At 64.9% G+C, this 16,749-nt stretch carries 17 protein-coding genes; 4 read left to right on the forward strand and 13 right to left on the reverse strand.

What is annotated here, in order from left to right; translation table 11 throughout:
* The 4 genes from fabD to FEZ61_RS15945 all read right to left on the reverse strand — a co-directional run bounded on the left by fabD (nt 1) and on the right by FEZ61_RS15945 (nt 2,735).
* Nucleotides 1-936 carry an ACP S-malonyltransferase gene (gene fabD / locus FEZ61_RS15930; RefSeq protein WP_017641879.1) on the reverse strand — a complete coding sequence of 312 codons (936 nt, stop codon included), beginning with the start codon at nt 934-936 and terminating at the stop codon, nt 1-3.
* 82 nt (nt 937-1,018) lie between these two features.
* Nucleotides 1,019-2,008 carry a phosphate acyltransferase PlsX gene (plsX, locus tag FEZ61_RS15935; RefSeq protein ID WP_346342868.1) on the reverse strand — a complete coding sequence of 330 codons (990 nt, stop codon included), beginning with the start codon at nt 2,006-2,008 and terminating at the stop codon, nt 1,019-1,021.
* 6 nt (nt 2,009-2,014) lie between these two features.
* A complete protein-coding gene (gene rpmF / locus FEZ61_RS15940; RefSeq protein WP_007160601.1) occupies nt 2,015-2,197 on the reverse strand; it encodes a 50S ribosomal protein L32 in 183 nt (60 codons plus the stop codon).
* Between the two features lie 10 nt (nt 2,198-2,207).
* A complete protein-coding gene (locus tag FEZ61_RS15945; protein WP_081594602.1) occupies nt 2,208-2,735 on the reverse strand; it encodes a YceD family protein in 528 nt (175 codons plus the stop codon).
* 99 nt (nt 2,736-2,834) lie between these two features.
* On the opposite strand from FEZ61_RS15945, the gene FEZ61_RS15950 reads away from it, so the two are divergent.
* The gene (locus tag FEZ61_RS15950; RefSeq protein ID WP_026083935.1) at nt 2,835-3,413 is read left to right on the forward strand and encodes a Maf family nucleotide pyrophosphatase; all 579 of its coding nucleotides are present in this window, start codon (nt 2,835-2,837) and stop codon (nt 3,411-3,413) included.
* Nucleotides 3,414-3,431: 18 nt separating this feature from the next.
* Here the strand turns inward: FEZ61_RS15950 and sppA are convergent, their stop codons facing one another.
* From sppA to rluC, 3 genes are read right to left on the reverse strand one after another with little or no spacing between them, the layout of a single operon-like run.
* Nucleotides 3,432-4,424, reverse strand: a complete 993-nt coding sequence (sppA, locus tag FEZ61_RS15955) for a signal peptide peptidase SppA (protein ID WP_068383800.1) — start codon at nt 4,422-4,424, stop codon at nt 3,432-3,434.
* Nucleotides 4,417-5,103, reverse strand: a complete 687-nt coding sequence (locus FEZ61_RS15960; RefSeq protein WP_173149441.1) for an HAD-IIIA family hydrolase — start codon at nt 5,101-5,103, stop codon at nt 4,417-4,419. Before FEZ61_RS15960 ends, sppA begins: the two co-directional genes overlap by 8 nt.
* On the reverse strand, nt 5,096-6,049 hold the full coding sequence (gene rluC, locus FEZ61_RS15965) for a 23S rRNA pseudouridine(955/2504/2580) synthase RluC (RefSeq protein ID WP_017641874.1): 954 nt from the start codon (nt 6,047-6,049) through the stop codon (nt 5,096-5,098). Before rluC ends, FEZ61_RS15960 begins: the two co-directional genes overlap by 8 nt.
* 705 nt (nt 6,050-6,754) lie before the next feature.
* Between rluC and rne the strand changes: the two genes are divergently transcribed.
* Complete coding sequence (gene rne / locus FEZ61_RS15970) at nt 6,755-10,108, forward strand: ribonuclease E (RefSeq protein ID WP_173149443.1); 3,354 nt, start codon at nt 6,755-6,757, stop codon at nt 10,106-10,108.
* A gap of 510 nt (nt 10,109-10,618) precedes the next feature.
* Here rne and rpsI read toward each other — a convergent pair.
* From rpsI to FEZ61_RS16000, 6 genes are all read right to left on the reverse strand, one after another.
* Nucleotides 10,619-11,011, reverse strand: coding sequence for a 30S ribosomal protein S9 (gene rpsI, locus FEZ61_RS15975; RefSeq protein ID WP_017640910.1), 393 nt, complete (start codon nt 11,009-11,011; stop codon nt 10,619-10,621).
* A 15-nt stretch (nt 11,012-11,026) separates the two neighbouring features.
* Nucleotides 11,027-11,455 carry a 50S ribosomal protein L13 gene (gene rplM / locus FEZ61_RS15980; RefSeq protein WP_007160609.1) on the reverse strand — a complete coding sequence of 143 codons (429 nt, stop codon included), beginning with the start codon at nt 11,453-11,455 and terminating at the stop codon, nt 11,027-11,029.
* 207 nt (nt 11,456-11,662) lie between these two features.
* Nucleotides 11,663-12,364: a deoxyribonuclease V gene (gene nfi, locus FEZ61_RS15985; protein ID WP_017640911.1), complete on the reverse strand. Its 702-nt coding sequence runs from the start codon at nt 12,362-12,364 to the stop codon at nt 11,663-11,665.
* Between the two features lie 54 nt (nt 12,365-12,418).
* Nucleotides 12,419-13,513, reverse strand: a complete 1,095-nt coding sequence (zapE, locus tag FEZ61_RS15990; protein WP_017640912.1) for a cell division protein ZapE — start codon at nt 13,511-13,513, stop codon at nt 12,419-12,421.
* An 86-nt stretch (nt 13,514-13,599) separates the two neighbouring features.
* The gene (locus tag FEZ61_RS15995; protein WP_173149445.1) at nt 13,600-14,946 is read right to left on the reverse strand and encodes a tryptophan--tRNA ligase; all 1,347 of its coding nucleotides are present in this window, start codon (nt 14,944-14,946) and stop codon (nt 13,600-13,602) included.
* A 33-nt stretch (nt 14,947-14,979) separates the two neighbouring features.
* Nucleotides 14,980-15,615 (reverse strand): alpha/beta fold hydrolase, encoded by a 636-nt coding sequence (locus tag FEZ61_RS16000; RefSeq protein WP_173149447.1) that lies wholly within the window; start codon nt 15,613-15,615, stop codon nt 14,980-14,982.
* 185 nt (nt 15,616-15,800) lie between these two features.
* On the opposite strand from FEZ61_RS16000, the gene FEZ61_RS16005 reads away from it, so the two are divergent.
* Nucleotides 15,801-16,241, forward strand: a complete 441-nt coding sequence (locus FEZ61_RS16005) for a DUF1043 family protein (protein WP_064307427.1) — start codon at nt 15,801-15,803, stop codon at nt 16,239-16,241.
* A 131-nt stretch (nt 16,242-16,372) separates the two neighbouring features.
* Entirely contained in the window at nt 16,373-16,735 is a 363-nt protein-coding gene (locus tag FEZ61_RS16010) for an ArsC family reductase (protein WP_017640000.1), read from the forward strand.
* Nucleotides 16,736-16,749 lie beyond the last annotated feature (14 nt).

The raw sequence follows: 16,749 nt of genomic DNA on the forward strand, positions 1-16,749 counted from the left end.
TCAAAAAGCCGCGCGCGCGGCGGCGAAGGCGTCGGGGGTGTCCAGGGCCAGCGTTTCCACGCCCTTGACGCATCTCTTGTTCAGACCGGCCAGCACCTTGCCGGGGCCGCACTCCACCAGGTGGGTGACGCCCTGGGCAGCCAGGTACTGCACGGATTCGACCCAGCGCACCGGACTGTAGAGCTGGGCCAGCAGATCCTGCTGGAGGCTGTCCAGGTCGGTGTTGACGCCGGCATTGACGTTTTGCACCACCGGAATCTCCGGCTGGCTCCAGGTGCAGCCGCGTACGTCCTCGGCGAACCGCTCGGCCGCCGGGCGCATCAGCTCGCAGTGGGACGGCACGCTGACCGGCAGGGCCACGGCGCGCTTGGCACCCAGCGCCTTGCAAGCCTCGATGGCGCGCGCTACCGCGGCGGCGGCACCGGCGATCACCACCTGACCCGGGGCATTGAAATTGACGGCGCTCACGACCTCGCCCTGGGCGGCTTCGGCACAGGCGGCCAGCACCTGGGCATCTTCCAGACCCAGGATGGCGGCCATGCCACCCTGCCCGGCCGGCACGGCCTGCTGCATCAACTCACCGCGACGCGCCACCAGGCGTACCGCCTCGGCGAACGGCAGGCTGCCCGCGGCAACCAGCGCCGAGTACTCGCCCAGGCTGTGACCGGCGACATAGGCCGGCTTGGTGCCGCCTTCGGCCAGCCACAGACGCCACAACGCGATGGAGGCGGTCAGGATGGCGGGCTGGGTACGGTCGGTCTGGTTAAGCGACTCCTGGGGGCCCTGCTGGGTCAGCGCCCAGAGGTCGTAGCCGAGGACGGCGGAGGCTTCGGCGAAGGTTTCGCCGATCAGCGCATGGTGCGTGGCCAACTCACCCAGCATGCCCAGGGCCTGGGAACCCTGACCGGGAAAGACGAAAGCGAGAGAGGCGGACATAGGCAGGTCTCTTGTAGGTCCATTGCTGGCGAAACCGCGATTCCGCCACTGACAGACTGAGATGTCGGTGTCGACCGGTCGGTCACACCGCTTTCAGAGCCGCCAAGTTTAACCGGATACGGCCAGGCAGATCAGTCTCCACGTCGCGCAGAGCGCGCTCGATGGCCTGAACGAGACCGACTTCGCCTGCCGCGCCATGGCTCTTCACCACCACCGCGTTCAAGCCGAGAAAGCTCGCGCCATTGTGCAGCTCCGGATTCCAATGACGGAAACGGCGGGCCAGCCAGGGTTGCAGCAACCGACGTTCGAGCCAGGAGGCCGTGCCACTGCGCTCGACCAACAGGCGCAGCAGCGCCTCGCCGGACTTGAGCACGGCGTTGCCGGTGAAGCCATCGCAGACCACCACGTCGGCTGCGGCGGCATAGAGATCGCTGCCTTCGACGAAGCCGATGAAATCGAAGGCCTGACTCTGAGCGAGGCGCCGGGCGGCGTCCTGGATCACCGGCGTGCCCTTGCCCGGTTCGCGCCCGACGTTCAGTAGCGCGACCCTTGGCCGCACCAGACCCCGCGCCTGGGCCGCCCCCGCGCCCAGATAGGCGAACTGCACCAGCTGTTCGGCCGAGGTGTCGAGGTTGGCGCCGAGATCCAGCAGCAGCGTCTGATGCCTGTCCCGCCCGGGCAGCGCCGATACCATGGCGGGTCGATCGATGTCCGGCAGCGTCCCGAGCAGCTGTCGCGCGAGCGCCATCCAGGCCCCGGTATTGCCGGCACTCAGGCAGCCCTGGGCACGCCCCTGCTGGACCGCTTCGAGGGCGGCATGCATGGAGGTCCGGGTGCGACTTCGTACCACAGCAGCGGGTCGCTCATCGGGCCCGACGAGGGCATCGACGTATTCGAACTGCAGGCGGTTGGCGAGGGAGGCAGGCGGTGACCAGGCCGACAGGGCGTCGCGCTGACCACAGAGGAGAAGCTGTAAGGCGGGGAAACGCTCGAGAGCGTCGAGTGCAGCAGGAACAATGCAGCGGGGACCGAAGTCCCCGCCCATTGCATCGATCGCGATGACGATTTCGATCGAGGATTACTCGTCGGAACCCTTGTCAATCACTTTGCGACCGCGGTAGAAACCGTCGGGCGACACGTGGTGGCGCAGGTGAACTTCACCGGTGCTCTTTTCCACGGACAGAGCGTTCGCTTCGAGGGCGTCGTGCGAACGACGCATGTCGCGAGCGGAACGGGATTTTTTGTTCTGCTGAACAGCCATGATTTAACTCCTAAACGTTTGGGTCACGCTTCAACTGCGCAAGTACACTGAACGGGTTGGGTCGCTTTTCCTCGTCCGCCGGCTCTTCGGGCGCCTCGAAACCTTCCGGATGTTGGCAAGCACCTTCCGGATGCACAGGGATGATTGGCAGAGCGAGCAACAGCTCTTCTTCGATCAGGCTATGCAGATCCAGGGGTTCTTCACCAACCTCCAGGGCATCGTAACCCTGTGGCAAGGCATCGGCCGACTTCCCTTCCCAGAGCACGGCGAAATCGAATTCGCTGCTAATGGGAAGCACTGCCGGCTCCAGACAACGCTGGCAAATCATCTCGACCGCGGTATCCAGGACACCATGGATGACGAATTGCTTTTGCTGATCACGCCCGAAGTCGAGGACGACGGCTACCGCGCCTTCGGACTTCACGAGCTGCTCGCCGACACGCCGCATGTTCGCGAGAGGCAGCTCACCCTTAAGGGTTACGCCGCGATCCGCCAATTTGCGAGGATCGACCTGAGGTGGAATTGGCCCATTCAACATAAGCGCGCCATTATAGGGACGGCCTTACGGCTGTCAAAGGAAATTAACCCCGAAGCGATTCCGACCGACCTCTGGTCGACCGCGCCCGAGAACAAACCGATGCCTCTCATTCTACTCGCTTCCAGCTCACCTTACCGCCGCCAATTGCTGGAAAGGTTGCACCTGCCCTTCGCCCACCAGTCGCCGGACATCGACGAGACGCCGCTACCCGGCGAAAGCCCCCGGGCGCTGGTGGAGCGACTGGCGCGGGCCAAGGCTGCCGCCCTGGCCGACCAGCCCGCGCCCACGCTCATCATCGGCTCGGATCAGGCAACCGCCATTGATGGCGAGATTCTCGGCAAGCCCTTGACGCATGAACGGGCCCACCAGCAACTGGCCCGCGCCAGTGGCCAGACGCTGGTATTCCATACCGGACTCGCCCTGCTGGACAGTCGCACCGGCGAGTGCCGTAGCGAGGTGGTGGATTTCCAGGTGCGCTTTCGCCCGCTCGACGCGGCGACGATCGACCGCTACCTGTTGGCGGAACAGCCCTATGACTGCGCCGGCAGCTTCAAGGCCGAGGGCCTCGGCATCGCGCTCTTCGACGCCATGCAGGGAGAGGATCCGACCAGTCTGATCGGCCTCCCCCTCATTCGGCTCGCCGCGCTGCTGCGCGAGGCAGGACTGCAGGTCCCCTGAGACCTGCTGGACGCTGCCCTAGCGCAGCGTCGGACCCTGCCAGCCCATATAGAGGGCCAGACGCTCGGCGACGCTGGCGCCCAGGCGCTTGGCGAAGCGATCAAAGGGCGAATCTTCCTGGGTATAGTCCACCAGCCGCTCTTGCTTGATCACATCCCGCGCCACGTAGCTGGCACTGCCCAGGCCATCGATGAGTCCCAGGGTCAGGGCTTGCTCGCCGGACCAGACCAATCCGGAGAACAACTCGGGATGACCCTCGACCTTGAGCCGGTCGCCACGCCCTTTCTTGACGCTGTCGATGAACTGCTGATGGGTGGTATCCAGCACCTGCTGCCAGAAGCGGGTTTCCTCGGGCTTCTGCGGCTGGAAGGGATCGAGGAAAGCCTTGTGCTCGCCAGAGGTGTAGACGCGCCGCTCCACACCCAGCTTTTCCATGGTGCCGACGAAGCCGAAGGAAGCCGCGGTCACGCCGATGGAGCCGACCAGGCTGGCCTTGTCGGCATAGATGGCATCGGCCGCACTGGCCACATAGTAGGCGCCCGAGGCACCCAGGTCGGTGATCACCGCGTACAGCTTGATGTCCGGATGCAGGCCGCGCAGGCGCTTGATCTCGTCATAGATGTAGCCGGATTGCACCGGACTGCCGCCTGGGCTGTTGATGCGCAGTACCACGCCACGGGTGTTGCTGTCGTCGAAGGCCTTGCGCAGGGCCGTAACTACATTGTCGGCACTGGCCTTCTCGTCGTCGGCGATCACGCCCTTGAGCTCGATGAGCGCGGTATGGGCACCGGACTCGGTCACCCCACCCTTCTTGCCCAACGACAGCAGCGGCGTGAACAGCACCAGCATGACGATCAGGTAGGCGAAGGTCAGCAGCTTGAAAAAGATGCCCCAGCGCCGCGCCCGCCGCTGCTCGCGCACACTGGCGAGCATGGTCTTCTCGATCAGGGCCCAGGTCTTGTCGTCCGCCGGACGCGCACGCCCATTGTCTTCCTTCCACTCGTCAGCCATGCCCTACCTCACTCCTGCCCACAATGTTGTCACCCAGCCACAGCGCCAGGTCCGCGAAAGCTTCGATCACCAGGCGCGGTCCGAAATCCCTCAGCACCTCGGCCGGCTGGGCACCATAGGCGACCCCGACCGCAGCGACCCCGGCACGCCGGGCCATTTCCAGGTCGAACACCGCATCTCCCACAAGCAGGGCACGCTCCGGGGCGACACCGCAATGGGCGAGGATCTCCTGCACCATCTGCGGATCGGGCTTGCCAGCTGTCTCGTCGGCGCAACGGGTGATATCGAAGAACTCGCTCAGGCCATGCTGCTGCAGCGAGCGGGCCAGCCCACGCCGGCTCTTTCCGGTCGCCACGGCCAGTTGGTAACCCTGGGCGCGAAAGCGCTGCAGCCCACTCATCACCTCCGGAAACAGCGGCGATGCCTCCTGCTCGCGGCGGACGAACTCGGCGCTGTAGGCATCGCGAAAGCCCTCGATCTGCGCCGGAGTCACCAGCTGCGGATAGAGGGTCTGGATGGCCGCGACCAGCTCCAGGCCGATGATGCCCTTGATGGCCACGTCGCTACGCGGCGGCAGCCCCAGCTGTTCGGCCGCCACGTGCATCACCTCGACGATCCGGCCGATGGAATCTGCCAGGGTGCCGTCCCAGTCGAAGATCAGCAGCTGGTAGTCAGGCATCCAGCCGCTCCAGCGTCTGGCTCCAGGTGCCGTCGACCGGCGCTTCCAGGCGCAGCTCACCACCTTCGGGCAAGGGGATCACCAGACTCGCCGAGTGCAGGAACAGCCGCTTGCCGCCCAGCTCGCGAATCTCCTGGGAGAAGTCTTCATCACCGTATTTGGGATCACCGGCGATGGCGTGCCCGGCGTGACGGGCATGGACGCGGATCTGATGGGTACGACCGGTCACCGGCCGCGCCTCGACCAGGGTGGCGAATTCCCCATAGCGCCGCAGCACGCGGAATTCGGTGAGCGCTTCCTTGCCTTCGTCGTTGACCTCGACCATGCGCTCGCCGGATCTGAGGGTGTTCTTCAGCAGCGGCGCATTGATTTTCTTCTTGGCCGCCGGCCAATGGCCGCGCACCAGGGCGTGATAGCGCTTGTCGACGCCATCGCCACGCAAGGCCTCGTGCAGGAAACGCAGCATGCTGCGTTTCTTGGCGATCATCAGCAGGCCCGAGGTATCCCGGTCGAGGCGATGGACCAGCTCGATGTCGCGGGCCTCGGGACGCAGCTGGCGAAAGACCTCGATGACCCCGCCGGTCAGGCCACTGCCGCCGTGTACGGCGATCCCGGCCGGCTTGTTGATGACGATGAGGGCCTTGTCCTCGTGGACGATGGACTCTTCCAGCCGCTCGAGCAGCCCCTTGGCCAGGGGTGCCGGCTCGCCGGGCTCGGACAGCCGCAGCGGCGGTACGCGAATCTGGTCGCCGGCCTGTAGACGATAGTCGGGCTTGATGCGCCCCTTGTTCACCCGCACTTCGCCCTTGCGCAGGATGCGATAGATGAGGGTCTTGGGCGCGCCCTTGAGTTGGGTACGCAGGAAGTTGTCGATACGCTGGCCGGCATAGTCGGCGGGCACATCGAGCAGTTGAACGCCGGTGCTGGGAGAAGGAGGCTTAGTCATCGGCAGATGATAGCAATTTTCCCTTATTTGAAGCACTTAAAGCTTGCTGCTATAGTCCGGAGGCGGTTATCAGTCCTGTCTGGATGGCACCGCTCGCGAGGCCGTCGATTCCGCCCGCGAATAATAGGCTGCAAATGCAATAGTCACTGGACGTCTGGCCGTCCAGCAGACCGCCGACTCTGCCCAAGGGGGTGAGTGGCGAGCTGCGATCCGCCTGGTAACCAAGGCAGCGGCACCCAGGGTGCCAGCTGTAAAACGACAACCGCTCCGGACCTTGCGGGCGGCACCAGATTCCTGAAGATTGTGTGCAGGATGGAGATGCACAACCAGCGTATCGCGTAGCCTGACAGTACGCCTGCAGCCCGCTTCGCGCCCAGCTTCGGCCAAGGTGACGATCGCAGGTGGAAGCCTCAAGGCCAACGGCCGATGCTCCAACCGCGACACCTGACACGAATCCCGCGACGACCCGGCTGCCCGAGCCTTTCGGCTGTCACGCCCGCACCATGCCTGGTTGATTCCTCCTTCTGCGGAGCTGCAAAGGCAGTCGCTCAAGCGCCTGCAGGAGACGTAGTCGCGGCACGCCCCCGGGCCTGCTGCTGGACACGAAGACCGGAGCTACTCCGGTTTCGATACGACCCCGTGCACCCTTCTCCTGAATCCTGTTGCCACCACGCGGGCCGAGAGCCTGGAACGTAGTGGTATTACATGAAGAGAATGCTCATCAACGCGACCCAGCCCGAGGAATTGCGGGTTGCCTTGGTCGACGGTCAACGCCTGTTCGATCTGGACATCGAGTCCGGAGCCCGCGAACAGAAAAAGGCCAACATTTACAAAGGCCGCATCACCCGCATCGAACCCAGCCTGGAAGCCGCCTTCGTCGACTTCGGGGCCGATCGCCACGGCTTCCTGCCGCTGAAGGAAATCTCCCGGGAATACTTCAAGAAGAACCCGGAAGGCCGCGTCAACATCAAGGAAGTGCTCTCCGAAGGCCAGGAAGTAGTCGTCCAGGTCGAAAAGGAAGAGCGCGGCAACAAGGGCGCCGCCCTGACCACCTTCATCAGCCTTGCCGGTCGCTACCTGGTGCTGATGCCCAACAATCCCCGCGCGGGCGGCATCTCCCGTCGCATCGAGGGTGAAGAGCGCAACGAACTGCGCGAAGCCCTGAACGGCCTGAACGCTCCGGGCGACATGGGCCTGATCGTGCGCACCGCAGGCCTGGGCCGCAGCACCGAAGAGCTGCAGTGGGACCTCGATTACCTGCTGCAACTCTGGTCCGCCATCAACGAAGCCTCGGGCGAGCGCAAGGGTCCCTTCCTGATCTATCAGGAAAGCAACGTCATCATTCGCGCCATCCGCGACTACCTGCGCCAGGACATCGGCGAGGTCCTGGTCGACAGCGTCGAAGCCCAGGAAGAGGCCCTGAGCTTCATCCGCCAGGTGATGCCGCAGTACGCCAGCAAGATCAAGCTGTACCAGGACAGCGTCCCGCTGTTCAATCGCTTCCAGATCGAAAGCCAGATCGAGACCGCCTTCCAGCGCGAAGTGAAGCTGCCGTCGGGTGGCTCCATCGTCATCGACCCCACCGAAGCCCTGGTGTCCATCGACATCAACTCGGCGCGCGCCACCAAGGGTGGCGACATCGAAGAAACCGCCCTGCAGACCAACCTGGAAGCGGCTGAGGAAATCGCCCGCCAGCTGCGCCTGCGCGACATCGGCGGCCTGATCGTCATCGACTTCATCGACATGACCCCGGTCAAGAACCAGCGCGCCGTGGAAGATCGTGTCCGCGAAGCCCTGGAAGCCGACCGCGCCCGCGTGCAGATCGGTCGCATCTCCCGCTTCGGCCTGCTGGAAATGTCCCGTCAGCGCCTGCGCCCTTCCCTGCGCGAAACCAGCGGCATCGTCTGCCCCCGTTGCAACGGCCAGGGCATCATCCGCGACGTGGAATCCCTGTCGCTGGCCATCCTGCGCCTGATCGAGGAAGAAGCCCTCAAGGATCGCACCGCCGAGGTCCGTGCCCACGTACCCATCCAGGTCGCGTCCTTCCTGCTCAACGAGAAGCGCAACAGCATCACCAAGATCGAGTTGCGCACCCGCGTGCGCATCATCATCCTGCCGGACGACCATATCGAGACCCCGCACTTCGAAGTGCAGCGTCTACGTGACGACAATCCCGAGCTGCTGAACAGCCAGTCCAGCTACGAGATGGCCAATACCGAAGCCGAAGAGGTGCAACCGGTCAGCTCCACCCGCACCCTGGTGCGCCAGGAAGCGGCGGTGAAGGTCGCGCCCGAGCGCGCGCCGGCCCCTACTCCGGTCACCGCCGAAGTGGTGGCGCCCGCCGCCCCCGCAGCCAAGGCCACTGCCGAGCCGAACCTGTTCAAGGGCCTGGTGAAGTCCCTGGTCAGCCTGTTCGCCGGCAAGACCGAAGAGCAGCCGATGGCCGACAAGGCCGTTGCCGCGCCGGTCGCCGCCAAGAGCAGCGACGAGCAGCGCAGCCAGGACGAGCGCCGCAACGGTCGCCAGCAGAATCGCCGCCGCGAAGGCCGTCGTGACGACGAGCGCAAGCCGCGTGAAGAGCGTCAGCCCCGCGCCGACCGTGGCGAGCGTAGCGAGCGCCCGGCCCGCGAAGAGCGCAAGCCGCGTGAAGAGCGTCAGCCCCGCGAAGAGCGTCAGGCCCGTGAAGATCGTCCGGCTCGCGAGGAGCGTCAGCCCCGTGAAGAGCGCGCCAACCGCGAAGAGCGTCAACCGCGTGAAGAACGCCAGCCCCGCGAGGAGCGTCAGCCGCGCGAAGAGCGTCAGCCCCGTGAGGAGCGCGCCAATCGCGAAGAGCGCCAGCCGCGTGAAGAGCGCGCCAATCGCGAAGAGCGCCAGCCGCGTGAAGAGCGTCAGTCCCGCGAAGAGCGCCAACCTCGTGAGGAGCGTCAGCCGCGCGAAGAGCGCGTGAGTGCCGAAGAGCGTCCGGCTCGCGAAGAGCGCAAGCCGCGTGAAGAGCGTCAACCGCGCGAAGAACGCAAGGTGCGCGAAGAGCGTCAGGAAGCGGCCAGTGCCGAAGAGCTGAACGAAGAAGAGGTACTGGACGGCAACGAGGAGCTGGAAGAAGGCGAAGAGCGTCCGCGTCGCCGTTCCCGCGGTCAGCGTCGTCGCAGCAACCGTCGCGAGCGTCAGCGTGATGCCAACGGCAACTTCATCGAAGACGAAGAGCAGAGTACTGCAGCCACCGATGCCCCTGTCGCGCCGGCCGCGGTCGCCCTGGGTACCGCCGTCGTGGTCAGCGAAAGCGTGACCGCCATTGCTACCCAGGAAGAGGTTCGTGACGTTCGCCAGCAGGAACCGACATTCGCTGCCGACACCACTCCTGCCGCCGCCGAAGCGACTCAGGATGCTGCGCTGGAGCAGCCTGCCGCCGACGCCCCTGCCCAGCCGGAGATCCTCACCCCCCAGGTGAGCCAGCTGCAGGACGAGCGTGCACCGCATCAGGAAGTGGAAATCGCCGCACCGGTCGCCGAGCAGGTCGCTCCGGTAACTCCAACCGCGCCCATCCCCACAGCACCGGTCGAGACCGACGCGGCAGAATCGGCTGCAGGTCGCGCCTCCAATGATCCGCGCGAGCGTCGTCGCCGTGAGCGCCTGGCCCGTGAAGCTGAGGCTGCCCGTGCCAAGCAGGCCGAGCAGGCCGAGCAGGATGCGCAAGCCCCTGCCCTGGGCGCCATCGCGGAAACCGAGGAAACCTTCGCTACCGCAGCGGTAGGGACCGTAGAGCCGCAGCAGGCACCCGAGGCTCAGCCCGTCCAGGCCGCCGAAGAGCTGCCCGCCGCTGAAGCCGAGTCCGCGCCAATCGTGGTGGAAGAGCCCGTCGAAGTCGTGCCTAGCCCTGCCCAGGAAGAAGCGGCCAACGTCGCCCTGACCGGTGAGCACGATAGCTCCGCCGAAGCCCCCAAGGCCGACACGGTGCAGGCAGATGAAGCCGCTCAGGCCGACACGGTGCAGGCAGATGAAGCCGCTCAGGCCGAGATCGACCGCAAGCGTAACGAGTCGCGGGAAAACCACACCCGCTGATTCTGGCGGTAGATGAAAAAGGGCGCCTTGGCGCCCTTTTTCATGCCCGGAATTCAAGGAGGTGCCAGGGCCTGCGGTAGCTGGTAAGCCCCACCCACGCCGCCCGGATACATCCCCGCGGGTTGGCGCTGAGCGTAGCAAAGCCCAATGCCAGCAGGGATGCATTGCCTGTTGGGCTTCGACGATAGAGCCGTATCAGCCCAACCTACGTTGCCTGGGTAACCCCCCGTAGGTTGGCGCTGAGCGTAGCAAAGCCCAATGCCAGCAGGGATGCATTGCTTGCTTGCTGGGCTTCGACGATAGAGCCGTCTCAGCCCAACCTACGTTGCCCAGGCATACTCCCGTAGGTTGGCGCTGAGCGTAGCGAAGCCCAACGCCTCAAGGTACGGTCGCTGCCGGACTTCGGCGGTGGAGCTGCCTCAGCCCAACCTACGACATCCCTGCTGGAAAAATGCCGGGCATAAAAAAACCCAGCCGCTTGGCTGGGTTTTTCGAGCGTATCCCGAAGGATTAACGCTTGGAGTACTGCGGACGCTTACGCGCTTTGCGCAGACCGACTTTCTTACGCTCGACTTCACGGGCGTCACGAGTGACGTAACCGGCTTTGCGCAGGGAGCTGCGGTAGCCTTCGTCATACTCGATCAGAGCGCGGGTGATGCCGTGACGGATAGCACCGGCCTGACCGCTCACACCACCGCCAGCGACGGTAACGTAGATGTCGAACTTCTCCAGGGTCTCGGTCAGCTCGAGGGGCTGACGCACGACCATGCGCGCGGTTTCGCGGCCGAAGAAGGTGTCCAGAGCGCGATCGTTGATGGAGATCTTGCCAGTGCCCGGACGGAGGAAGACACGAGCGGTGGCAGTCTTACGACGGCCGGTACCGTAATTTTGAGTTGCCGACATGTTGTACTATCCCGATTAAAACTTGAGTTCTTGGGGCTGCTGAGCGGTGTGCGGATGGTTCGCACCCTTGTACACCTTGAGCTTGCGATACATGTCGCGGCCCAGCGGGTTCTTCGGCAGCATACCCTTGACGGCGGTCTCGATGACGCGCTCGGGAGCACGGGCGATCAGCTTTTCGAAGTTGATCGACTTGATGCCACCCGGGAAACCGGAGTGATGGTAGTACATCTTGTCGGTAGTCTTGGCACCGGTCACACGAACCTGCTCGGCGTTGATGACGACGATGTAGTCGCCGGTGTCAACGTGAGGAGTGTATTCGGGCTTGTGCTTGCCACGCAGGCGAGTGGCGATTTCAGTAGCCAGACGACCCAGAGTCTGGCCAGCAGCGTCGACGACGTACCAGTCGCGCTTAACGGTTTCCGGTTTTGCGGTGAAAGTTTTCATTCTCTATGGCCTCAGAGGCCGCCCTGGTAAAAAGACGGCAAATTCTACACAACAGTGCAACCCCAGACAAGTCAGGGGCAGCCGGAAACAGACGCTCTTCGGGGGCTCGGGTCGGCGTCCGCTACGGCGATCTCGGCAGGCTTAGGCATCCCCCGCCAAGAAAGCTGCGGCATGATACCCGCTCAGGGTAAAAAAGCAAGCAGAGAATCAGAAGGAAAAGAGCGCCTGGGTAGCCGCCGAGCCCTGACGGCGTGAGGCCAGGTGGTCTGCCAGCCGTGTGGGTTCCGGCAGGCGGTGGCGTCTGACGCAGGCCATGACCAGCGCGGGCGCGGTGGCCAGACTGACCCGGTGGCCGGGCGAGACGATCAGCGGCTTGACCCGATCCTTGCTGCGCAGCACCGTACCTATCACCCCACCCTCGCGATTCAGCAAGTCGACCTGGCTGCCGCGCGTCTCGGCGAGTTCGCCGTGGTGGCCAGTGAGGATTTTCTTGGCCACGCCAATCGTCGGCAGACCGGTGACCACGCCCAGATGGGCGGCGATACCCAATCGGCGTGGATGGGCGATGCCGTGGCCATCGCAGAACACCAGCTCGGGGGTCTCTGGCAATTCCGCCAAGGCCTGGAGCAATGCCGGCAGTTCGCGAAAGGACAGCAAGCCTGGCACATAGGGCATCACGGTGGGGATGCGGGCGACGGCATGGGCCAGCGGCTGCAAGGTCTCGGCATCCAGCAGGACGGCGACCGCGCGGGTGATCTCGCCGCCCTCCTCGAAGCCTACATCGACACCGGCATAACGCCGCGGCGAGCCGAAGTCGTCGTGCAACAGGACCTGCTTGGCCAGTTGCTTTTGCAGGATGCGCGCCTGGGTAGGCGAGCCATCCCAATCGGCGAAGGGGTCAGAATTCACACGTACCTCCCGAAAACCTGGGTCAAAGGATTGATCCTTCAACCCAGCCAGGGTTCAGGGCTTGTGCGGTCGAGCGAGGTACTCGTGGGACTGCATTTCCAGCAGACGGCTGAGGGTGCGCTGGAATTCGAACTCCAGGCGGCCACCCGAATAGAGGTCCTTGAGTTCGACCTCGGCGGACAGGATCAGCTTGACCTGGCGATCGTAGAATTCGTCGACCAGGTTGATGAAGCGCCGCGCCATGTCGTCCTTGAGCGCATCCATCTGCTCGACGTTGCTGACCAGCACCGTCTGGAAGATCTTGCCCAGCTCGATGTAGTCGTTCTGGCTGCGCGGACCGTCGCAGAGGGCGCGGAAATCGAACCAGGCGACGTCTTCGCAGGTGCGGCGGGCGCGAATCTCGCGATTCTCGATCATCAGCGGCACGTCTTCGCAGAGGTCGTTGCACTCGACGGTGAGCGAACGGAAGCTCTTGGCCATCGCGGCCTCGACCTCCTCACTCAGCGGATAGTGAAAGAGCTGGGCCTGCTCCAGGGCGCGCAGGCGATAGTCCACGCCGCTGTCGACGTTGACGATCTCGGTGTGCTCCTTGAGCAAGGCGATGGCCGGCAGGAAGCGCGCGCGCTGCAGACCGTCCTTGTAGAGGCCGTCGGGCACGATGTTCGAGGTAGCGACCAGACTCACGCCGTTCTTGAACAGCTCTTCGAGCAGCGTCGCCAGGATCATGGCATCGGTGATGTCGGAGACGAAGAATTCGTCGAAGCAGATCACCCGCGCCTCGTCGGCGAAGCGCCGGGCGATGATGGTCAGGGGATTCTTCTCGCCCTTGAGGGTGCGCAACTCTTCATGCACGCGCTTCATGAAGCGATGGAAGTGAGTGCGCATCTTCTGCTTGAACGGCAGGGCGTCATAGAAGGTATCGACCAGATAGGTCTTGCCGCGCCCTACCCCACCCCAGAAATACAGCCCCTTGACCGGCGTGACCGTCTTGCGCCCGAGCAGCTTGCCGAACAGGCCGCCCTTGGCCGCGGGCTCGGCGAGCAATTCATCATAGAGGCGCTGCAGATGGCGGACGGCCTCTTCCTGGGCAGCATCGTAGAAAAACTCCGGGCGCTTGAGGTCGGCCTGGTAACGCTCGAGGGGGGTCATGGCGGCTTCTGGTCGGGTGGGAAAAAAGGGTGGTCACTGTAATGGCGGTCCCTGGCGTTGACAACGCCGGGGACCGCGGGTGCCCTTTAGGCTTCGGCCAATTGCGCCAGGGCGGCGCGGGTGCGCTCGACAAGGGCGTCACGGGTGGCGGGGGAATCGCTGGCGACGCCTTCGGCCACCACCTGATCGTCCAGCAGCAGCTGGAAGCCATTGCCGTCTCCCGCCACGACACTGGCCGGCGTCGCGACCAGCTGCTTGCTGGTGATGCCGGCGGTCTTGGCTTCGGCGAAGGGGATCGACAGCGCCAGTTCGGTGCCGTCGGCGTCGAGCAGGCGGAAGCGGAAGCTATCACCCTCACGGAAGCTGACGAAGCGGGCGGTCTTGCTGGTCTTCTTTTTGGTGCTGCCGACGGCGACCTGGGTCTTGAGCGAGCGCAGGCCCACGGCTTCGCGCAGTTCGCCGAGGAAGGGCGTGGCATCGCGGCGGGCCTTGGCGGCGCCGGCCAACAGGATATCTTCCAGATCGTCGGGACGGGCGATCAGCGCCGCATAGCGCTCACGGGCCACGCCCAGCTCGGCATCCAGTACCTCGAACAGCTGACCCTTGGCTTCGCCCCAGGCCAAACCGTCCTGCAGGGCCGCGCGGAAGGCCGCGCTCTGCTCGGGGGTGGCGAAGGCTTGGTAGAGAGTAAAGAGATGGGCGCTGTCCGGGTCCTTGGGCTCGCCGGGCAGGCGCGAATCGGTGACGATCCGGGCGATGGCGTCCTTGAGCTGCTTGGCGCTGCCGAACAACGGGATGGTGTTGTCGTAGCTCTTGGACATCTTGCGGCCGTCGAGACCGGGCAAGGTGGAGACGCTTTCCTCGATGACCGCCTCGGGCAGCGCGAAGTAGTCGCGCCCGTTGCCGAACAGGTGGTTGAAGCGCTGACCGATGTCGCGGGCCATTTCCACGTGCTGGATCTGGTCACGCCCGACCGGTACGCGCCGGGCGTTGAACATCAGGATGTCCGCGGCCATCAGCACCGGGTAGCTGTAGAGGCCCATGGTCACGCCCGCGTCGGGATCCTCGCCCTGCTCCAGGTTGCGGTCTACCGCGGCCTTGTAGGCATGGGCGCGATTGAGCAGGCCCTTACCGGCGACGCAGGTGAGCAGCCAGGTCAGTTCAGGGATCTCGGGGATGTCGGACTGGCGATAGAAGGTCACGCGCTCCGGATCCAGGCCGCTGGCCAGCCAGGTGGCGGCGATCTCCAGGCGCGAACGCTGGATGCGCGCGGGATCGTCGCACTTGATCAGGGCATGGTAGTCGGCGAGGAAATAGAAGGAGTCGGCATCGGCGGCCAGGCTGGCGCGGATGGCGGGACGGATGGCCCCGGCGTAGTTGCCCAGGTGCGGGGTACCGGTGGTGGTGATGCCAGTGAGAATACGAGTGGTCATGGAGGCGCTGGGAATCCGAGAGACTAACGAGGGTCAGGCCTGCAGGCGCGGCAGGACCAGATCTTTGAGTTCGACGAGTTTGCCATGGAAGAAATGGCTGCACTCGGCGACGCGGAGCAATTCGTGCGGCTGTTCGAGCGCGGCGGACCAGGCATAGACCCGCTCAGGGGTCACCACCTCGTCGGCTTCGGGCTGGATCACCGTGAGGCGCGCCCGCTGTGGCAGGCGACCGTCGACCGCGAAGCGCTCCACCGGCGGCGCCAGCATGAACAGCCGTTCCACCGCGACGCCCTCGCCTTCCAGGCGGCCGCCGAGGCAGGCGGCGACGCAGGAGCCGAAGGAGAAGCCGCAGAGGGTCAGGGGCAGGTCGGGATGGCGCTCGCGCAACCAGGCCAGGGCGGCCGCGGCATCGTCGATCTCGCCTTCGCCACCGGCATGCACGCCGGTGCTGGCGCCGACGCCGCGAAAGTTGAATCTGAGGGTGGCCTGGCCGGCATCCCGGGCGATGCGCTGCAGGGTGGCGACCACCTTGTTCTGCATGGCGCCGCCATGGAGCGGATGGGGATGACAGAGCAGGACCGCGCCGGTGGGGGCTTCAGGGCTCTGGTACAGCGCTTCCAGAGTGCCCGCGGGGCCCTCCAGCAGCAGGGGTTGTTCACGGGCTGACACGCTTGACTCCGTGATCCCGGACGAACAGTGCTCATCCAAGGAGTTGATTTTGATAGGGTCGATCCTGCGCGATGCCTGAGTGCGGGGTATGATGACGCCCAGCGAATGGCAGATGACGCAACCCAGTGTACAGGCTCGCCGGTCTGCCGTTACCGTAAAGCAAAGCCGCTCATAGAGGAAGTTTCGTGGAACAGTCGCTCACTACCTGGTTGTTGCCCCTGATCGCGCTGCTGATCGGGGTCGGGATAGGTTTTCTGCTGGCGCGCCTGGTGCCGGGTGCCGCGCCGAGCCGCGTGCAGCGCCAGCTGGATGACCTGCAGAAGAAGTTCGACGACTACCAGCACGAGGTCACCAGCCACTTCAGCACCACCGCCGGCCTGGTGCGCAAGCTCACCCAGACCTACCAAGACATGCAGTCGCACCTGTCCGAAGGCGCCGAGCGTCTGGCCCAGGACGAGCTGACCCGTCAGCACCTGCTGGCCTCGCTGCACAGCGCCGAGCAGCGTTACCCATCCAGTCGCGAGCGCATCGACGGTCCGACCGAAGCGCCGCGGGACTACGCGCCCAAGGGTGACGGCACCCCCGGCACCCTCGATGAAACCTACGGCGTGAAAAGCCGCGGTTGATCGCCAAGGCCGGGGACTCCCCGGCCTTCTGCTTTCCGGCCTCCACCCTCTTCACTCAGGGCGCGACGCCCGGCCCTTTTCCGGCCCGTCATGGCATAATCTGCGGTTGCAGTCTTTCGCAGGAGAACGCCATGCCCGCAGCGGCCAGTGGCCTGAGCCTCTACGGCATCAAGGCCTGTGACACCATGAAGAAGGCCCGCCAATGGCTCGACGAGCACGGCCAGGCCTATCACTTCCATGACTACAAGCAGAGCGGCATCGACCGCGAGCGGCTGGCGGCCTGGTGCGCGGAACATGGCTGGGACAAGGTGCTCAATCGCGCCGGCACCACCTTCCGCAAACTCGACGACGCCCAGAAGGCCGACCTCGACACCGCCAGGGCCATCGATCTGATGCTGGCGCAGCCTTCGATGATCAAGCGACCCGTGCTCGATCTCGGCGACCGTACCCTGCTGGGCTTCAAGCCCGAGTTCTATGCCGCGGCCCTGAACTGAACCCCGCGGCCACC

The organism is Pseudomonas sp. MS15a(2019) (genome assembly GCF_013277805.1).
Lineage (GTDB): Bacteria > Pseudomonadota > Gammaproteobacteria > Pseudomonadales > Pseudomonadaceae > Chryseomonas > Chryseomonas benzopyrenica.